General features: G+C 45.2%; 13 protein-coding genes and 1 tRNA gene. 9 read left to right on the top strand and 5 right to left on the bottom strand.

Annotated elements, in window-relative coordinates; all coding sequences use genetic code 11:
• The first annotated feature begins 107 nt into the window (after window positions 1-107).
• The 4 genes from OQJ86_RS21680 to OQJ86_RS21695 all read left to right on the top strand — a co-directional run bounded on the left by OQJ86_RS21680 (window position 108) and on the right by OQJ86_RS21695 (window position 2,210).
• Window positions 108-184, top strand: a tRNA-Trp gene (locus OQJ86_RS21680).
• A 200-nt stretch (window positions 185-384) separates the two neighbouring features.
• Window positions 385-717, top strand: a complete 333-nt coding sequence (locus tag OQJ86_RS21685) for a DUF1904 domain-containing protein (RefSeq protein ID WP_104042080.1) — start codon at window positions 385-387, stop codon at window positions 715-717.
• 12 nt (window positions 718-729) lie between these two features.
• The gene (gene mepA / locus OQJ86_RS21690; RefSeq protein WP_042603101.1) at window positions 730-1,566 is read left to right on the top strand and encodes a penicillin-insensitive murein endopeptidase; all 837 of its coding nucleotides are present in this window, start codon (window positions 730-732) and stop codon (window positions 1,564-1,566) included.
• Between the two features lie 335 nt (window positions 1,567-1,901).
• Window positions 1,902-2,210, top strand: a complete 309-nt coding sequence (locus OQJ86_RS21695; RefSeq protein WP_009705551.1) for a hypothetical protein — start codon at window positions 1,902-1,904, stop codon at window positions 2,208-2,210.
• Between the two features lie 41 nt (window positions 2,211-2,251).
• Here OQJ86_RS21695 and OQJ86_RS21700 read toward each other — a convergent pair whose 3' ends face one another.
• The 3 genes from OQJ86_RS21700 to rdgC form a co-directional block, all read right to left on the bottom strand.
• Window positions 2,252-2,506, bottom strand: a complete 255-nt coding sequence (locus OQJ86_RS21700) for a YfhL family 4Fe-4S dicluster ferredoxin (protein WP_005445273.1) — start codon at window positions 2,504-2,506, stop codon at window positions 2,252-2,254.
• 2 nt (window positions 2,507-2,508) lie between these two features.
• Complete coding sequence (yegQ, locus tag OQJ86_RS21705; RefSeq protein ID WP_265990792.1) at window positions 2,509-3,909, bottom strand: tRNA 5-hydroxyuridine modification protein YegQ; 1,401 nt, start codon at window positions 3,907-3,909, stop codon at window positions 2,509-2,511.
• Between the two features lie 166 nt (window positions 3,910-4,075).
• Complete coding sequence (gene rdgC / locus OQJ86_RS21710) at window positions 4,076-4,990, bottom strand: recombination-associated protein RdgC (protein WP_265990794.1); 915 nt, start codon at window positions 4,988-4,990, stop codon at window positions 4,076-4,078.
• A 224-nt stretch (window positions 4,991-5,214) separates the two neighbouring features.
• On the opposite strand from rdgC, the gene phoB reads away from it, so the two are divergent.
• From phoB to OQJ86_RS21725, 3 genes are read left to right on the top strand one after another with little or no spacing between them, the layout of a single operon-like run.
• Window positions 5,215-5,904, top strand: coding sequence for a phosphate regulon transcriptional regulator PhoB (phoB, locus tag OQJ86_RS21715; RefSeq protein ID WP_038869529.1), 690 nt, complete (start codon window positions 5,215-5,217; stop codon window positions 5,902-5,904).
• A 40-nt stretch (window positions 5,905-5,944) separates the two neighbouring features.
• Window positions 5,945-7,243 (top strand): phosphate regulon sensor histidine kinase PhoR, encoded by a 1,299-nt coding sequence (phoR, locus tag OQJ86_RS21720; RefSeq protein ID WP_039977028.1) that lies wholly within the window; start codon window positions 5,945-5,947, stop codon window positions 7,241-7,243.
• Window positions 7,243-8,208, top strand: a complete 966-nt coding sequence (locus OQJ86_RS21725; protein WP_029789222.1) for a PstS family phosphate ABC transporter substrate-binding protein — start codon at window positions 7,243-7,245, stop codon at window positions 8,206-8,208. Before phoR ends, OQJ86_RS21725 begins: the two co-directional genes overlap by 1 nt.
• A 34-nt stretch (window positions 8,209-8,242) precedes the next feature.
• Here the strand turns inward: OQJ86_RS21725 and ppx are convergent, their stop codons facing one another.
• The gene (gene ppx, locus OQJ86_RS21730; protein WP_265990799.1) at window positions 8,243-9,748 is read right to left on the bottom strand and encodes an exopolyphosphatase; all 1,506 of its coding nucleotides are present in this window, start codon (window positions 9,746-9,748) and stop codon (window positions 8,243-8,245) included.
• Window positions 9,732-11,822 (bottom strand): polyphosphate kinase 1, encoded by a 2,091-nt coding sequence (gene ppk1 / locus OQJ86_RS21735; protein ID WP_042603100.1) that lies wholly within the window; start codon window positions 11,820-11,822, stop codon window positions 9,732-9,734. The genes ppx and ppk1 overlap by 17 nt, the downstream gene beginning before the upstream one ends.
• Before the next feature lie 208 nt (window positions 11,823-12,030).
• Here ppk1 and OQJ86_RS21740 point away from each other — a divergent pair, with 208 nt between their 5' ends.
• Together OQJ86_RS21740 and pstA are read left to right on the top strand one after the other, a co-directional pair.
• Window positions 12,031-14,235: an ABC transporter permease subunit gene (locus tag OQJ86_RS21740; protein WP_265990802.1), complete on the top strand. Its 2,205-nt coding sequence runs from the start codon at window positions 12,031-12,033 to the stop codon at window positions 14,233-14,235.
• A 27-nt stretch (window positions 14,236-14,262) separates the two neighbouring features.
• Window positions 14,263-15,936, top strand: coding sequence for a phosphate ABC transporter permease PstA (gene pstA, locus OQJ86_RS21745; protein WP_042606306.1), 1,674 nt, complete (start codon window positions 14,263-14,265; stop codon window positions 15,934-15,936).

Genomic DNA, 15,936 nt, shown 5'->3' on the forward strand with positions numbered 1-15,936 from the left:
GTAGTTCAGTTGGTTAGAATACCGGCCTGTCACGCCGGGGGTCGCGGGTTCGAGTCCCGTCCGCTCCGCCACTTATTCCGAGAGTCGTCTCACTAAACACGAACTACAGGGGTGTAGCTCCAATTGGCAGAGCAGCGGATTCCAAATCCGCGTGTTGGGAGTTCGAATCTCTCCACCCCTGCCATATTTAAGGCTCTAGCAGAAATGCTAGAGCCTTTTTCGTTTTATCACTTTTCTGCTTCTGCCTCTCCCTCAAATTGTCAGTCATACTTATGTCTCGCGGTATGTGTGCTATTTTGTAGTGCATAGCTAGTGCTCAACGTGATTAGAAGGTGACTTCCTGTTATTATCGGCGCTGAATTCTAATAATTAGGAAGTTATGTTATGCCACATCTTCGATTTCGCGCAGTAGAGCCTCAAACCGTTCAAGCTTTATCAAAGCCTCTTACTGACGAATTACAGCCATTAATGGAATGTCCTCGTGAAGACTTCACGTTTGAATACATCTACAGTACTTTCTTCAGTGAAGGTGAAGTAAGCAGTGCATATCCTTTTGTTGAAGTTCTATGGTTTGACCGTGGGCAAGAGACTCAGAATAAAGTGGCTAAAGCGATTACTGAGCAAGTTCGTGGTATTGTTGGTGAAGATATCGATGTTGCGGTAATTTTCTCAGCACTCTCTCCTAAAGGCTACTATGATAATGGTGACCACTATTAAGGAATGAGCGTGATGAAGCTGAGTCTTTCTTTTTGTTTAAGTTTTCTATTCTCAGCTTCTCTTTATGCTACTCCGTGGGAGCAGGTCTCTGGTCCCACAAATAACACATCCTCCTCTATCGGCAGTTATGCTAATGGCTGTTTAGATGGTGCTTCTCCTCTCCCGCTTGATGGTATTGGTTATCAGGTTTTACGCAGTAAAACGAAGCGTTACTATGGGCACCCTCACACGATAAGCTTTGTTGAAGAGTTAGCAAAAAAAGCCAATCAAGATCTCAACACAACGTTACTTATTGGGGACTTATCCTTAGCTCGCGGTGGACGTTTTTCTTCTGGCCACTCTAGTCATCAAACTGGCCTAGATATTGATATTTGGCTGCGATTGGCCGATGAACCGCTTTCTTATAATGAGCTTCAACTTCCGAAACCCATGAGTGTCGTAGATCTTAAAAAATACAAAATTCTAGAACACCGTTGGGAAGATAGGCACTTTGAACTGATTCGAAGTGCCGCGAAGAGTCAAGATGTTGCTCGTATCTTTGTTCATCCAGTGATTAAAGAGCAGTTATGTAAGCAAGAAGGTGAGAAAGACCGAAATTGGTTACGTAAGGTTCGGCCTTGGTGGGGGCATCATTACCACTTCCACGTGAGATTAACTTGCCCTGAGTCGAGCTCTAATTGTGTTAACCAAGCGCCACCACCTGCAGGAGATGGCTGTGGAGCAGAGTTAGCAAGTTGGAAGCCGAAAGCAACGCCTCCACCTGTGACCAAAAAAACTAAGGTAACGCCTAAACCGAAGAAGAAAAAGATACTGCCAACACAATGCCAGCCGCTCATTACGCAGAAATAAGTGGTGAGTCCTACCAACGAAATACCAAATATGCTTTCTCTGGATCTCTATTATGAAACTGGAGAAAGATCATACTTTTGTCTACAGTGAATAATACCAGTACAAAAACTGACCTTTAGGTTTTTGTGGCATATTATAGAAATCTTATATAAACAAAGAGTTGCATCGTTTTTAAATGTTGTGGCAACTCATATTAAGAAAGATCTTTTCGTCGCGATTCTCTGATTTCTTAGCAATATGTCTGTTGGTTGGTGAAAGACAAACGACAACGCAGACAAGTGTATTGAGGTGGGTAAGGAGGCTTTTCCCATCGAGAGTTAATCAAGGATAAAACCATGACTATGATTTGTGCAAAAGAGTTTGCAGAGTGGTTAAGACACAGATTTAGCAGTGATACTAAAGGAGTCTTTTTGACTCGAGAGGATGTTAATCACCTGACTGGGCGCCAACGCCTTGACCCAGGTTTTGTTAATGACGTGCATTACGAGCTGATGCAATATGGAATGGCTTTCGTTACTGATACAAGTAGGGAGAACTTTTATCTGATCCCTGTCTCGCAAGCTGAAAATTGGCGCGAGAGGTTAGAGTATCACTTCGAGAAAGAGCTGTTTTGTAATATCTATCCTATCGAAAAATCGGGTTAAAAAAAGGTTCAACTTTGTCGGCAAAGTTGAACCTCTTTCGATTACGCTAACCCTTGAATAATTACAAACTTCTCTAGCAATTGCTCTTCAGTTTCGACATGATTCGGGTCGGTGATAATGCATTTCGTAATAGGACACACTGACTGGCATGTTGGCTTTTCGTAGTGACCTTTACACTCTGTACATAGAGCAGGGTCAATCTCGAAAATACTGTCACCCATAGTAATTGCACCGTTAGGGCATTCTGGGTCACACATGTCGCAGTTGATGCACTTATCGGTAATAAGTAGTGCCATGATTACTTACCAGTTGGGTTACGGGTATCCTGACCTGCATTTAAGTTACGCATCAACAGGCCGTATTCCAGATCCATATCCTCTGGTACAGGGATAAATACGAAGTGGCCGTTACCTTTTGCGTCTTCAATTGATTCTGACTTACGGTTTTCCATCGCTTCTAGCGTAAAGATTACGTTACCTTTTGGCGTCATTAGCTCTAGGCTGTCACCAACGATGAACTTATTCTTAACTTCTACTTCTACCATGTCACCACGGCGCTTACCTGTGAACTCACCAACGAATTGCTGAGCATCTGATACAGAGTAGCCGTAGTCATAGTTTTGGTAGCTGTCGTGAGTGTGACGACGTAGGAAGCCTTCTGTATAACCACGGTGAGCTAGGCTCTCCAATGTGCCCATTAGGCTTTCATCGAATGGCTTGCCAGCGACCGCATCATCGATTGCTTTACGGTAAACCTGTGCAGTACGAGCACAGTAGTAGAACGACTTAGTACGGCCTTCGATCTTCAATGAATGAACACCCATTTTAGTTAGGCGCTCAACGTGTTGGATTGCGCGAAGATCTTTCGAGTTCATGATGTAAGTACCATGCTCGTCTTCGAACGCTGCCATTTTTTCTTCAGGGCGATGCGCTTCAGAAAGCAGAACGACTTCATCGGTTGGTTTGCCGCGACCGATGGTTGTCTCAGGACGCTCGTCAGCGACTTCGATTGCTTGCGCTTCCGTTGGGTTAAACTTCTCTACGATGTCGCCAGTGTCGTTTTCTTTGCCTTCTTCTACTTTGTATTCCCAACGGCATGCGTTAGTGCAAGTACCTTGGTTAGGGTCACGTTTGTTGATGTAACCAGACAGTAGGCAGCGACCAGAGTAGGCCATGCATAGAGCACCGTGAACGAAAACTTCTAGTTCAGTTTCAGGACAGTGCTCGCGAATTTCTTCGATTTCTTCTAGAGAAAGCTCACGAGAAACAATCACACGCTCAACACCGTTAGCAGCCCAGAACTTCACAGTTGCCCAGTTTACTGCGTTCGCCTGTACAGACAGGTGAATTGGCATTTCTGGGAACGCTTCGCGAACCATCATGATAAGACCTGGATCAGACATGATAAGTGCGTCTGGGCCCATTTCTACCACTGGCTTAAGGTCACGGATGAAAGTTTTAAGCTTAGAGTTGTGCGGTTGGATGTTACATACCACGTAAAGCTTTTTGCCTAGGGCATGCGCTTCGTTGATACCGATTTGTAGGTTTTCGTGGTTGAACTCGTTGTTACGTACGCGAAGGCTGTAGCGAGGTTGGCCAGCGTATACTGCATCTGCGCCGTAGGCGAATGCGTAACGCATGTTTTTAAGGCTACCAGCTGGAGACAGTAGCTCTGGTACGAATGCTTTCTCTGTTGTCATTGCTCAATTCTCTTAGTATCTGATCACAAGTCAGGCCAATTCCACCTCATGGAAATGGGGCGCAAATTTTACGTCAAAATGTGACCTGTGACTAGGAGAATTATGGTTCAGATAAACAAACGCCCTCAAAAAAAGTGAGGGCGTTATGATTAATCTTTGTACGAAATTAAGCGTTAGGGTTTGGTAGACCGCCCAATGCTTCGTATAGATTTGGTAGGAAAGCGCTGAACTCGCCACACATTAGAGAGAAGTCTGCGTCGAGGCGAGCGGCTTGATCTTCACACGGGATATCGTCGTTTTGATCTTTAAGTTCGTCGGAGAACTTAAGACGTTTGATGCCAGAATCTTCTGCCATGATGAATTCGATACGATCTTGCCAGTTCAGTGCTAGCTTAGTCACCACTTTGTCTGCGGCGATGTGGTTGCGGATTTCATCAGTTGTCAGTTCTTGCTTCTTACAACGAATCACACCGCCTTCTTCTAGCACAGACTTAAGCTCAGCTTCGTCCATCATAGAAATGCCTTGTGGCGTGTCGCCAGTTTTCACCCATTCAGTCAAGGTCGTTTCAATCGCGACTTCAGGGATTGCAGGCACAACAGGTAGGCTACCCATTGTTTTACGTAATAGTGCCAATACATCTTCTGCTTTTTTATAGCTGCTTGCATCAACAAGGATGAAGCCTTCTTTTGGCATGATAAGCACGTGAGTATGGCTACTGCGGCTAAATGCGCGTGGTAGTAGATCCATCACGATGTCATCTTTGAGGTTGTCCTTCTCTTTCTTCTTGAGTGGGCGACCTTCTTGCGCTTCCATTGCTTCAACTTTGGCATTCAATGAATCTTTGATCACTGATGCAGGAAGCATTTTCTCTTCTTTCTTAGCGCAAACAAGAATGCGGTTTTCAGAAACGTGCGTCATCATGTCGCCGTGTCTGCCCATTGCACTAACCCAACCAAATTTCTGTTTATCTTGGCTGCCACAAGGGGTAAATCGGAACTCTGAAAGTTGAGTTTCTAGTTGATCGGCGTTGAAGCTAACCTCACGGTTAACACGGTATACCAGACAGTTTTTAAACCACATAAATCTTCTCTAGGCTTGATGACAAGGGACTAATCATAGGGAATTTTCCGACTGATGTCCTAATAGAATTGAAAAAGATCATGATGAATCTCAAAAGAAACTTATATGAAAATTTGTTTTCAAAGGTCACAAAAGTGTCATAATTGATGGTAATAATGCTTATGCATAGAGGGGCGCTTGGTCTCTTAAATTCATTAGCTTAACTAACATAAGGTTACTCAATTATGTCTAGAAGGATTCTGGTTGTTGAAGACGAAGCTCCAATTCGCGAAATGTTGTGCTTTGTGCTTGAACAGAAAGGTTATCAAGCAGTAGAAGCAGAAGATTATGATACTGCGGTAACTAAACTGGCTGAACCCTTCCCAGATTTAGTGCTACTAGATTGGATGTTACCTGGTGGTAGTGGCATCAACTTCATCAAACACATGAAGCGTGAAGAGTTAACGCGCAATATTCCTGTCGTAATGCTAACAGCTCGCGGTGAGGAAGAAGACAAGGTTCGTGGCCTTGAAGTTGGTGCAGACGATTACATCACTAAGCCTTTTTCACCAAAAGAGTTAGTGGCTCGCCTTAAAGCGGTTATTCGCCGAGTAACGCCAACAGCGCTTGAAGATGTGATTGATGTACAAGGTCTGAAGTTGGACCCTGTTTCTCACCGCGTGACCGCAAATAATGAAGCGGTTGATATGGGACCAACAGAGTTCAAAATGCTGCACTTCTTTATGACGCACCAAGAGCGCGTTTACAGTCGTGAACAACTGCTAAACAACGTTTGGGGCACCAACGTGTATGTTGAAGACCGTACCGTTGACGTACACATTCGTCGCTTGCGTAAAGCACTTGAAGCGGCAGGTCACGACAAACTAATCCAAACCGTTCGTGGTGCAGGTTACCGTTTCTCGACGAAGGCATAACATCGCTAGCAGCTTATCAATACCATTTCTGGAGTAATGAGTGGTTGAAAGATTAACTTGGAAAAAGCTGGCCTGGGAGCTGGCTTTTTTTTACACCCCTTGGGTGATCATAGGATGGATATTCGGTTATATGCCGTGGTTGCTTCTGGCGGCCACGGCTTTGCAGCTTGTCTGGCATCTGCATAATCAGGTTCGCTTATCGGCTTGGTTATGGGATGAAAAGCGTCTGACCCCACCATCAGGTAGTGGTAACTGGGAATCTTTGTTTAACGGTTTATACCGCTTACAACAACGTCAGCGTCGAAAACGTAAAGAGCTCACCAATTTAATTCGCCGTTTCCGTAATGGTGCTGAATCGCTACCGGATGCGGTAGTGGTTTTTCGTGCTGAAGGCAATATTGTGTGGTGTAACAAGCTTGCTCAGCACCTTTTAGGATTCCACTGGCCAGAAGATTCTGGACAGCCTATTTCTAATCTCATCCGTACTCCTGATTTTATCAAGTACATCAACAAGCAAGATTTCTCTGAGCCGCTAGAAATGCGCTCGCCGCTCAACGTCGAACGTATGTTGGAATTGCGTATCGTGCCTTACACCGAAGGCGAACATTTGATGGTGGTACGTGATGTGAGCCAGCTTAAACAGCTTGAAGGTATGCGCCGTAACTTTTTCGCTAACGTATCTCATGAACTGCGTACCCCTATGACGGTACTGCAAGGCTATTTAGAGATGACGGAAGATCCAGACATGATCGTTGGTCCAATGTGGAGTAAAGCACATGGTGTAATGACCGAGCAGCTAAACCGAATGAACAGTTTGGTGAACCAGTTATTAACGCTGTCTAAGATCGAAGCGGCGCCAATGCATGAGCTAGAAGACGTTGTGAACGTACCAAGTATGTTAGAAGTGCTTGAGAAAGAAGCGGTCAGTTTGAGTGGTGATGATCAGCACCAGTTGACTTTCGATGTTGATTCTAGCTTACGTGTCCTTGGTGATGATGACCAGTTACGCAGTGCTATCTCCAACTTGGTTTACAACGCGGTGAAGTACACCCCTCCAGGTGCTCACGTTAATGTCCGTTGGTATCAAACCGCACAAGGTGCTTGTCTAGAGGTTGAAGACAGCGGTGATGGTATTGAGCCACAACACTTACATCGATTGACCGAACGTTTCTATCGCGTGGATAAAGCACGCTCTCGTGATACGGGGGGCAGTGGTCTCGGTTTGGCCATCGTGAAGCACGCATTGAGCCACCATGACTCTCACCTCGAAATCTACAGTGAAGTTGGTGTCGGCAGTAAGTTCTCCTTCATCCTACCAAGTCGTTTGGTGGTGAAGTAATGAGTGTTGTATCCAAAGCTATCAAGAAAATCACTCTCGCCACGTTGATGCTTTCCTGCGTGGCTGTTGCACAAGATAAACCGCTGCCGAATTATCAAAAGACGACTGGTATAGCGGGCAACTTATTGTCTGTCGGCTCGGATACGCTAGCGGGCATGACCACGCTTTGGGTGGAAGAGTTTAAATCTATCTACCCGAATATTAATGCTCAGGTGCAAGCTTCTGGCTCATCGACTGCGCCGCCGGCGTTAACAGAACAAACTGCTCAATTCGGTCCAATGAGTCGCTCAATGCGTATGCGTGAGATCGAAGCATTTGAGCGGGTGCATGGTTACAAGCCAACGGCACTTCGTGTTGCGATTGATGCGATTGGTATTTTTGTACATCAAGATAACCCGATCAAAGGGCTTAATTTCCATCAGCTGGATGCGATGTTCTCCGCGACTTTACGCTGTGGCGAAAGTGAGTTCATCACCAACTGGCGTGAGTTAGGCATCAAAGCCGAGTGGGCGAAACGTAACTTGCAACTGTTTGGTCGTAACTCAGTATCGGGTACGTACGGTTATTTTAAAAGCAATGCCTTGTGTGGCGGTGATTTTAAAACTCGTGTGAACGAGCAACCGGGATCTGCATCAGTGGTGCAGTCTGTTGCATCTACGATTAGTGGTGTAGGTTATTCAGGCGTAGGCTATCGCGTGGCGGGTGTTCGTTTAGTCCCAATTGCGAAAACAGGCACAGATTACGTTAGCCCTGTGCGTGAAAATATCATCTCAGGTAAGTACCCACTATCACGTTACCTCTATGTATACGTGAATAAACATCCTGATTACCCGCTAAGCCCAATTGAAGCTGAGTTCATTCGCTTTATGTTCTCTGCCCAAGGGCAAGCGCTGGTTGCGAAAGATGGTTATGTTCCGATTACTGCCGATTTCGCTGCAGAGGAATTAAAAAAGGTCGGTTTATAAGCCGACCTTTTTCTTTATCTCATTGAGTTCGTGGTTAGAAGTTCAATGCCCATCCTGCGCTTTCCCAGCGTTGCTGTTCTTCCTGCAAATCTGCATCGAGCAGCTTGTTGTTCTCCAACCAATCTTCTTCTACGCAGGTAAGTACCCACTTATCTTCTTGTATCGATAGTGTCAGCTCAGGCAGCGGATCATCATTGCGTTGACCGTTGACCACAATCGCTAGACGCAGAATCTTAATTAAGTTGATGATGTCACTCTCTTTGTAGAGATTGAACTCTGGGAACTCATTCAACTTAAGGGATTTACGTTGGAAGCGAGCTAAAGTCGCCAATACCAATTGCTGTTCGCGGTTAAAGCCGGGTAAGTTGGAGTGCAGCAGAATGTAGAATGAGTGACGATGAAAACCGCGCAGACTGATGCTCAAGCCGACTTCATGCAGCAAAGCAGCCCATTCTAGTAAATCAAACAGCTCACTCTTCTTCTTGATATCAAGTTCAGAACGAACATTGCACAGCATCTCTCTTGCATGACCTTTTACGCGCGCTGCGTGTTCGATATCAACGCGATGTTGTTTTGCTAGATTTTCTGTGGTGCGCATACGAATATCAGAACGGGCGAAGCGTTCTTCCATCTCGTAAAGCAGACCTTCACGTAATGCGCCATCCGAGAAGAACATCTGGTTGATTTTTAGTGATTGGAAGATGGCAGACAAAATGGCTACACCAGCGGCAAAGACTGGCTTGCGTTCATCGGTCAGACCAACAAGCTCGATATCATCAATGGACTCAAATTCGCACAATGTGTCGATGAGCTTACCCAAACGCTTGTTGGTGATCAGCCCATCTTCATGACCCAATCCAATCAAGACTTCGCGAATCGCTTTAATAGTACCTGAAGAGCCGAGGGCAATATCCCAGCCTTTCTTGCGGTATTTTGCAGCAATGGACTCCATGCGTTGCTCTGCGGCGAGAATCGCTTTGCTGAAGTTCTTCCGCGACAGTTTGCCGTTATTGAAGAACTGCTCGGTAAAGCTTACACAACCCATTTGCTTGCTGTTCAGAAGCTCTGGGTCAAACTCTTGACCAATGATCATCTCAGTACTGCCGCCACCGATGTCAACGACCAGTTTGGAGTTAGATTCCGCTTGAGTATGTGCGACGCCGAGATAGATGAGGCGAGCTTCTTCTTCGCCCGGAATAATTTCAATTGGAAAAGGCAGCACCTCTTTGGCTCGTTGGATAAAGAGATGGGCGTTGTTAGCACGCCTTAAAGTGTGAGTGGCTGCAATTCTTACGTTTGAAGCTTCAAAGCCTTGCAAGCGTTCGGCGAACATCGCGAGGCACTCAAGACCTCGTTCCATTGCTGCATGGCTAAGATTGAGCTCTGAATCGAGTCCGGCAGCTAACCGTACGCGTTGTTTATGGCGACTGACAAGTTGAAGATCACTACCGACAACTTTCGCTACCACCATATGGAAACTGTTTGACCCGAGGTCAATTGCAGCGATATGGCGTACATCTTGTTCAAGTATTTGAGGCATCGGTTTTTTGTTTTCTTATTTGCTTCTCTATATTTTTAAGATAGTCGTAGATGGCAACTTGTGAGCGAACTTTTTTACGATTACCTCGCGGTACGTAGCTGTTACTCATCTCTTTATCTATCAGGCGAGCTTTTACTGTATCGGTAAAGTGAATGTTAGTTATATCAATAATCCTCTGTTTCAAACGTGGATCACGGACGGGGGCTGCAACTTCAATTCGATGATCGATATTTCGAGTCATCCAGTCCGCTGAGGAGATGTACACCTGTGGTTCGCCGTCATTGTGAGTAATTACAACGCGAGGATGCTCTAGGAAGCGATCGACGATACTGATGATCTGAATGTTCTCGCTCACCCCTTCAATGCCTGGGACCAATGAGCACATACCACGAATGATCATCTTGATTTTTACTCCAGCATTACTCGCGCCGTAGAGTTTATTGACGATGCCTTTATCGACGAGGTTATTGACCTTGATGGTCAGTGCTGCTTTTTTTCCTGATTTGGCATTGGCAATTTCGTTGTCAATTAAGCGATATAATTGTGTTCGTGAGTTTCGTGGAGAGACAATCAAATGATTGAACTTCACCGGACGGTATGGATTTTCGATATAGCCAAATACATTTCGTACCTCATCGGTGAGTTCTTGATCGGCGGTCAGCAAGGTAAGGTCCGTGTACACTTGTGCTGTTTTCTCGTGAAAGTTCCCAGTACCAATGTGAGCGTAGCGAACAATCTCTCCGTCTTCACGACGGCTTATTAGCAGTAACTTGGAGTGAATCTTAAGACCAGGTGCGCCGAAGACGACATGTACACCAGCCTCCGTTAGTATTTTGGACCACTCGATATTCGCTTCTTCATCGAAGCGAGCTTGCAGCTCCACAACAACGGTGACTCCCTTGCCATTATGTACAGCATCGATCAACGAGTTCATCAAACGCGAGTCTTTGGCGACGCGGTAGATGTTGATCTTGATGCTTAGGACTTTAGGATCGAACGAGGCTTGTCGAACCAATTCCGAAATATGATCAAAGGTATGATAAGGGTAGTGCAGCAGTATATCGTTGGCTTTGATGGCTTCAAAACTGTTTGCATAGCCCTCAAAGTCTGCACACTTCATTGGCGGCATCGGTTTGTTTTCTAAATAATCTCGGCCAACGTTAGGAAAACCAATAAAGTCTTTGAAATTATGATAGCGCCCACCAGGGATGAGGTTGTCGTAATTAGAAATCTGTAGTTTTTTGCATAAAAAATCGAGCATCTTTTGCGGCATATCTCGCTCATATACAAAGCGTACAGGTAAGGCGGTAAGACGTTGATTCACCCCTTCAGACATTTGTTCAAGCAGGCTAAACTCAACCTCGTAACGCAAGTCGTACTCAGCATCACGGGTCATTTTCATCGCATAGCCGTTAAGAGCATCGTATTCGAAAAAGCCTTTAAAAAGTTCATCAAGGCAATAGCGAATAATATTGTCGAGTAAAATGATCGTTTTACGTCGCTTGCCTTTTTTTTCAGGCAACATAACAAAGCGAGGTAAGTGATCGGTTGGGATCTCAATTAAAGCGTATTGGGATTGATCGCCTTTTTGCAGATCGACCGTAATGTAAGCGTATTCGTCTTTAAGAAACTGCAGAACATCAATATCTTCTTTAATAAGAAGAGGGGTAATGTGCGGCATGACTTCTTTACGAAAATACTTGGTTACCCAACGTTTTTGTGTGTCATCTAATTGGTGCTCATTAACTAAAAAAATCCGACGTCGTGCCATTTCACGTATTAATTCACTGTATAATTCATCGAATTGTTCGTTTAGCTTCAACGCTTTGGTTTGCATCTTTGTTAACAAGTGCTTAGAGTTGTCGCTTCCACCGCGTTCTTGGCTGATCAAGATCCGACGTTTTACATCCGCAAAGCGTACTTTATAGAATTCATCTAAGTTATTGGAAAATATCCCGAGAAATCGAATTCGTTCAATGAGAGGGACGGTTTTGTCGGCAGCTTCTTGTAGTACTCGTTCGTTGAAAGATAACCAACTAAGTTCTTTTTCTATATAGAGTTTTTCTGCGCTCATAACCTTACCTAGCCTAAAAAAGAGTGAATCCGCACTCATCGAGGGATAAAAGAGGAGTGTGAACATTATGAGTTTTTCATTACAGATTTATTTCATACTACGGCATGCATAAGAGTTGTATTCTTTTCAGTCGTTTAATGTGATCTGTAATATAATTGTCATCTTAACGACATATTCTAGTACTAAGTCAAAAAGGGTAGAGAGATCAATGGCACAAGCCGAGTTTTCATTGCAGGAAAAAGATAAGAAGCGATTGATCAAAGATCGTTTAGTTCGATTTGCAGTGACATCCGGTGGTGTAGGCGTGTTAGCTGCCCTTGTTTTGATCTTCGTTTACCTTGCAATGGTGATCATCCCTCTGTTTTCTGATGCAGAGATCGAAACCAATTATGCCTCTAGAGCAACCCAAAGTGGGAAACCTCTTGCAATTTCAGTCGATGACTATTCTCAAATTGGACTGGTGTTAACCCAGTCGGGGGAGGTTCGTTTCTTATCGCTGGATCACCCGAGTAAGCCAGCTTTATACACACAGAAAATGGCTCGTAACCCTGTTGCGTTTGCTCAATCTGCCCCTGGTTTAGGTTGGTATGGATTAGTTGATGAAAATGGTTTCGCTCACCTTTTTAAGCCCGAATTTAATGCGACACTAAGAGAAAATACCCGTCCACCGGAGGTCATTCCTTTTCATTCTGGCATGGATATGCAGCTAACAAATGCAAGCGATCCGGTAACACAGTTTACTTTTAGTGCTTCTACCCAAACCCCAACGTTAGTATGGCAGACTCAGACAGGAGTGCTTAAAGCTCGCTGGCAAGAGCCACAGCTATTAGACGCACCACCGATCACCATTGATTACACTTTTTCATCAGGTTTTGATTCGCCCGATCAAATGTTACTAACACCTGACGGAAAGAACTTGTACCTGCGTAATGGCTCCGAGCTGATTGTGTTAGTGAAAGGAGAAGGTAAGTTCTCTGTGCGTGAGGTCATCGATCTTACTCAAGGTGATACTAAACATTCGGTGAGAACCATTGACTTATTAGCTGGCGCTTATTCCATCTTGGTTACTCATAACGATGGTCACGTTTCTCAATGGTTTGATACCCTACAAGGTGATCAACGCACCTTGACGCACATTCGTGAATTCAAGTTGGCATCGGAGCTTAAGTACTTGTTGCCGGATTCCCACCGTAAAGGTTTTTACAGCTTCTACACTAACGGTACGTTGCAGAGCCATTACACCACCAGCGAGAAACTGGTGCTGTTTAAGCGTGCATACAAGCAGGCACCTGTGATGGCGGGAATGTCGAATAACGAGCGTTATCTAATTACTTGGCAAAATGACGAGTTAAATGTGGCGTTCGTTGATAACCCATACCCAGAAGTATCGTTGTCATCTTTATGGCAAAAAGTGTGGTATGAAGGTTACCCTGAGCCAGAGTTTGTATGGCAATCGACCTCGGCCAGTGATGATTTCGAAGCGAAATTCAGCTTGGTTCCTATTGCGTTTGGGACCATTAAAGCGGCGATGTTCGCGATGTTATTCTCGGTACCTTTGGCGGTACTAGGAGCGATTTATACGGCTTATTTTATGTCGCCTCGAATGCGTCGTGTGGTAAAGCCTTCAATTGAGTTAATGGAAGCTTTGCCGACGGTTATCATTGGTTTCCTTGCCGGGCTTTGGTTCGCTCCGATTGTGGAAGACCACCTGATTACCGTTGTGGTGATGCTGTTTGTTTTGCCTCTGAGCACCATGGTGATGGGCGGACTATGGGCGCTGATCCCACAACCAATACGTAACCGCCTGCCAAACGGATGGCATGCTTTGGTGTTAATGCCTTTGATTTTACTGTTGATTGGTTTAGGTGTGTGGGTATCGCCAATGCTTGAGCAAGCCTTCTTTGGTGGTGACATGCGTTTGTTCCTGACTGATCATGGTATTGGCTTTGACCAACGCAACGCGCTGGTGGTTGGTTTAGCGATGGGCTTTGCGGTTATCCCTACGATTTTTACCATTGCAGAAGATGCAATTTTCTCAGTGCCGAAGCACCTATCGGATGGCTCATTAGCTCTGGGAGCCACGCCATGGCAAACCTTGATTTATGTCGTCCTGCTGACAGCCAGTCCGGGGATTTTCTCGGCAATCATGATGGGGCTTGGTCGCGCTGTGGGGGAAACCATGATTGTGTTAATGGCGACGGGCAATACACCATTAATGGATTGGAACGTGCTAGAAGGCTTACGTAGCTTGTCTGCAACCATTGCGGTTGAATTGCCAGAGTCGGAAGTGGGCAGTTCTCACTACCGATTATTGTTCCTATCAGCATTAATTTTGTTTGTCTTCACCTTTGCGGTGAATGCATTGGCGGAATGGGTTCGTCAAAGGCTGAGAGATAAATATCGTGCGTTGTAATCAGTTAATGAAAGAGCGAGTAATAGCGTGTTAAATTGGATTCGTTCTGGCGCACCTTGGATATGGTTAACTGGGGGAGCGGTAAGCATCAGCTTGCTTTCTGTCCTTGGTTTATTGCTGTTGATTGGTTGGAAGGGACTCACATACTTCTGGCCCGCGCCACTTTATCAATGGAATGTTGCTGCGCTGACTCCTGTGCAGGGCGAAGTGTTGCATGAAAACTCGACTCTTGTTGGTCAAGTTTACGAGCGCAGTTTTGTACCAAGAAGTTACCTACCAGAAGATGCGGCGAATAAACTCGAGGATGATGAAGAATTCGCGACGCGCTTAAACATCAAAATTGCTAACCGTGAATTGTATCCATCAGATTTTATTTCTGTGCTGAAAATACAGTTGGATGATCCGACGACGCCGAGTGAATGGGCGGTGATCGAACGCAGCAGTGGTGGCTACTTCTTCGGTAAATTTGTAGCCTTCCAAGACGGGAAAAAACGCTACGAAAACAACATCCAAACGCTTTTGGATCAGAAGCTCGATGATGCAGAAACCTTACATCATGAAATTGATATGTTGGTGGATGATCAAGTAAAAGACTTGGGGTGGCAGTTAGAGCAGCTTCGCTTAGATAAACGCAAGCACGAGCTCAACGACACCATCACGGACGAGTTTTTGGTGAACAATAGCCAACGAAAAGCCGAAATTGAAGCGGAACTCGCGAAGCTAGATACTCAGCTTGATGGGTTACGTTTAGGCTTCTCTGATTATTCTCTCATTGTCGAAGACATGACTGGAACTCAGGTTGCGATTCCGTTAGAAGATATTTTGGACTACTGGTATCCAAACCAAATGTCATTGCCTGAGAAGGTTGCCCATTGGGGGAAACAGGTTTGGAAGTTCTTATCCGAAGACCCTCGCGAATCGAACTCTGAAGGTGGTGTTTTTCCGGCAATTTTCGGTACGGTTTTCTTGGTTATCATCATGTCTATCATCGTGATGCCATTGGGCGTAGTTGCGGCGATTTACTTACATGAGTATGCCAAGAACAATGCTCTTACTCGCGTGATTCGTATTGCAGTTATTAATCTTGCTGGTGTTCCTTCGATCGTTTACGGCGTGTTTGGTTTAGGCTTTTTTGTTTACACTATTGGCGCCTCTATCGATAACCTGTTTTACGCCGAGCGATTACCTGCTCCAACCTTTGGCACGCCTGGCTTATTGTGGTCAGCACTGACTCTGGCTGTCTTGACGTTACCGGTGGTGATTGTCACCACGGAAGAGGGCTTAACCCGTATTCCTAGCTCTGTTCGTCATGGTTCGTTGGCGTTGGGCGCAACGCAGTTCGAAACGTTGTGGCGTGTGGTATTGCCTATGGCAACCCCTGCGATCATTACAGGTTTAATTCTCGCAATTGCCCGAGCTGCGGGGGAAGTGGCGCCATTGATGCTGGTAGGCGTTGTGAAGTTAGCTTCTAGCTTGCCAGTGGATGGGCAATTCCCTTATGTGCACTTGGACAGAAAGTTTATGCACCTAGGCTTCCACATTTACGATGTTGGCTTCCAGACTTCGAATATCGAAGCTGCGCGTCCGCTGGTTTACGCGACTTCTTTCTTACTCGTGACGGTTATTGTCGGACTAAACTTAACAGCAATCAGCATTCGTAATAATCTGCGAGAGAAATACAGAACTTTAGGACAAGATTAA

Origin of the sequence: Vibrio sp. Sgm 5 (assembly GCF_026241575.1) — a bacterium.
Taxonomy (GTDB): Bacteria; Pseudomonadota; Gammaproteobacteria; order Enterobacterales; family Vibrionaceae; genus Vibrio; species Vibrio jasicida.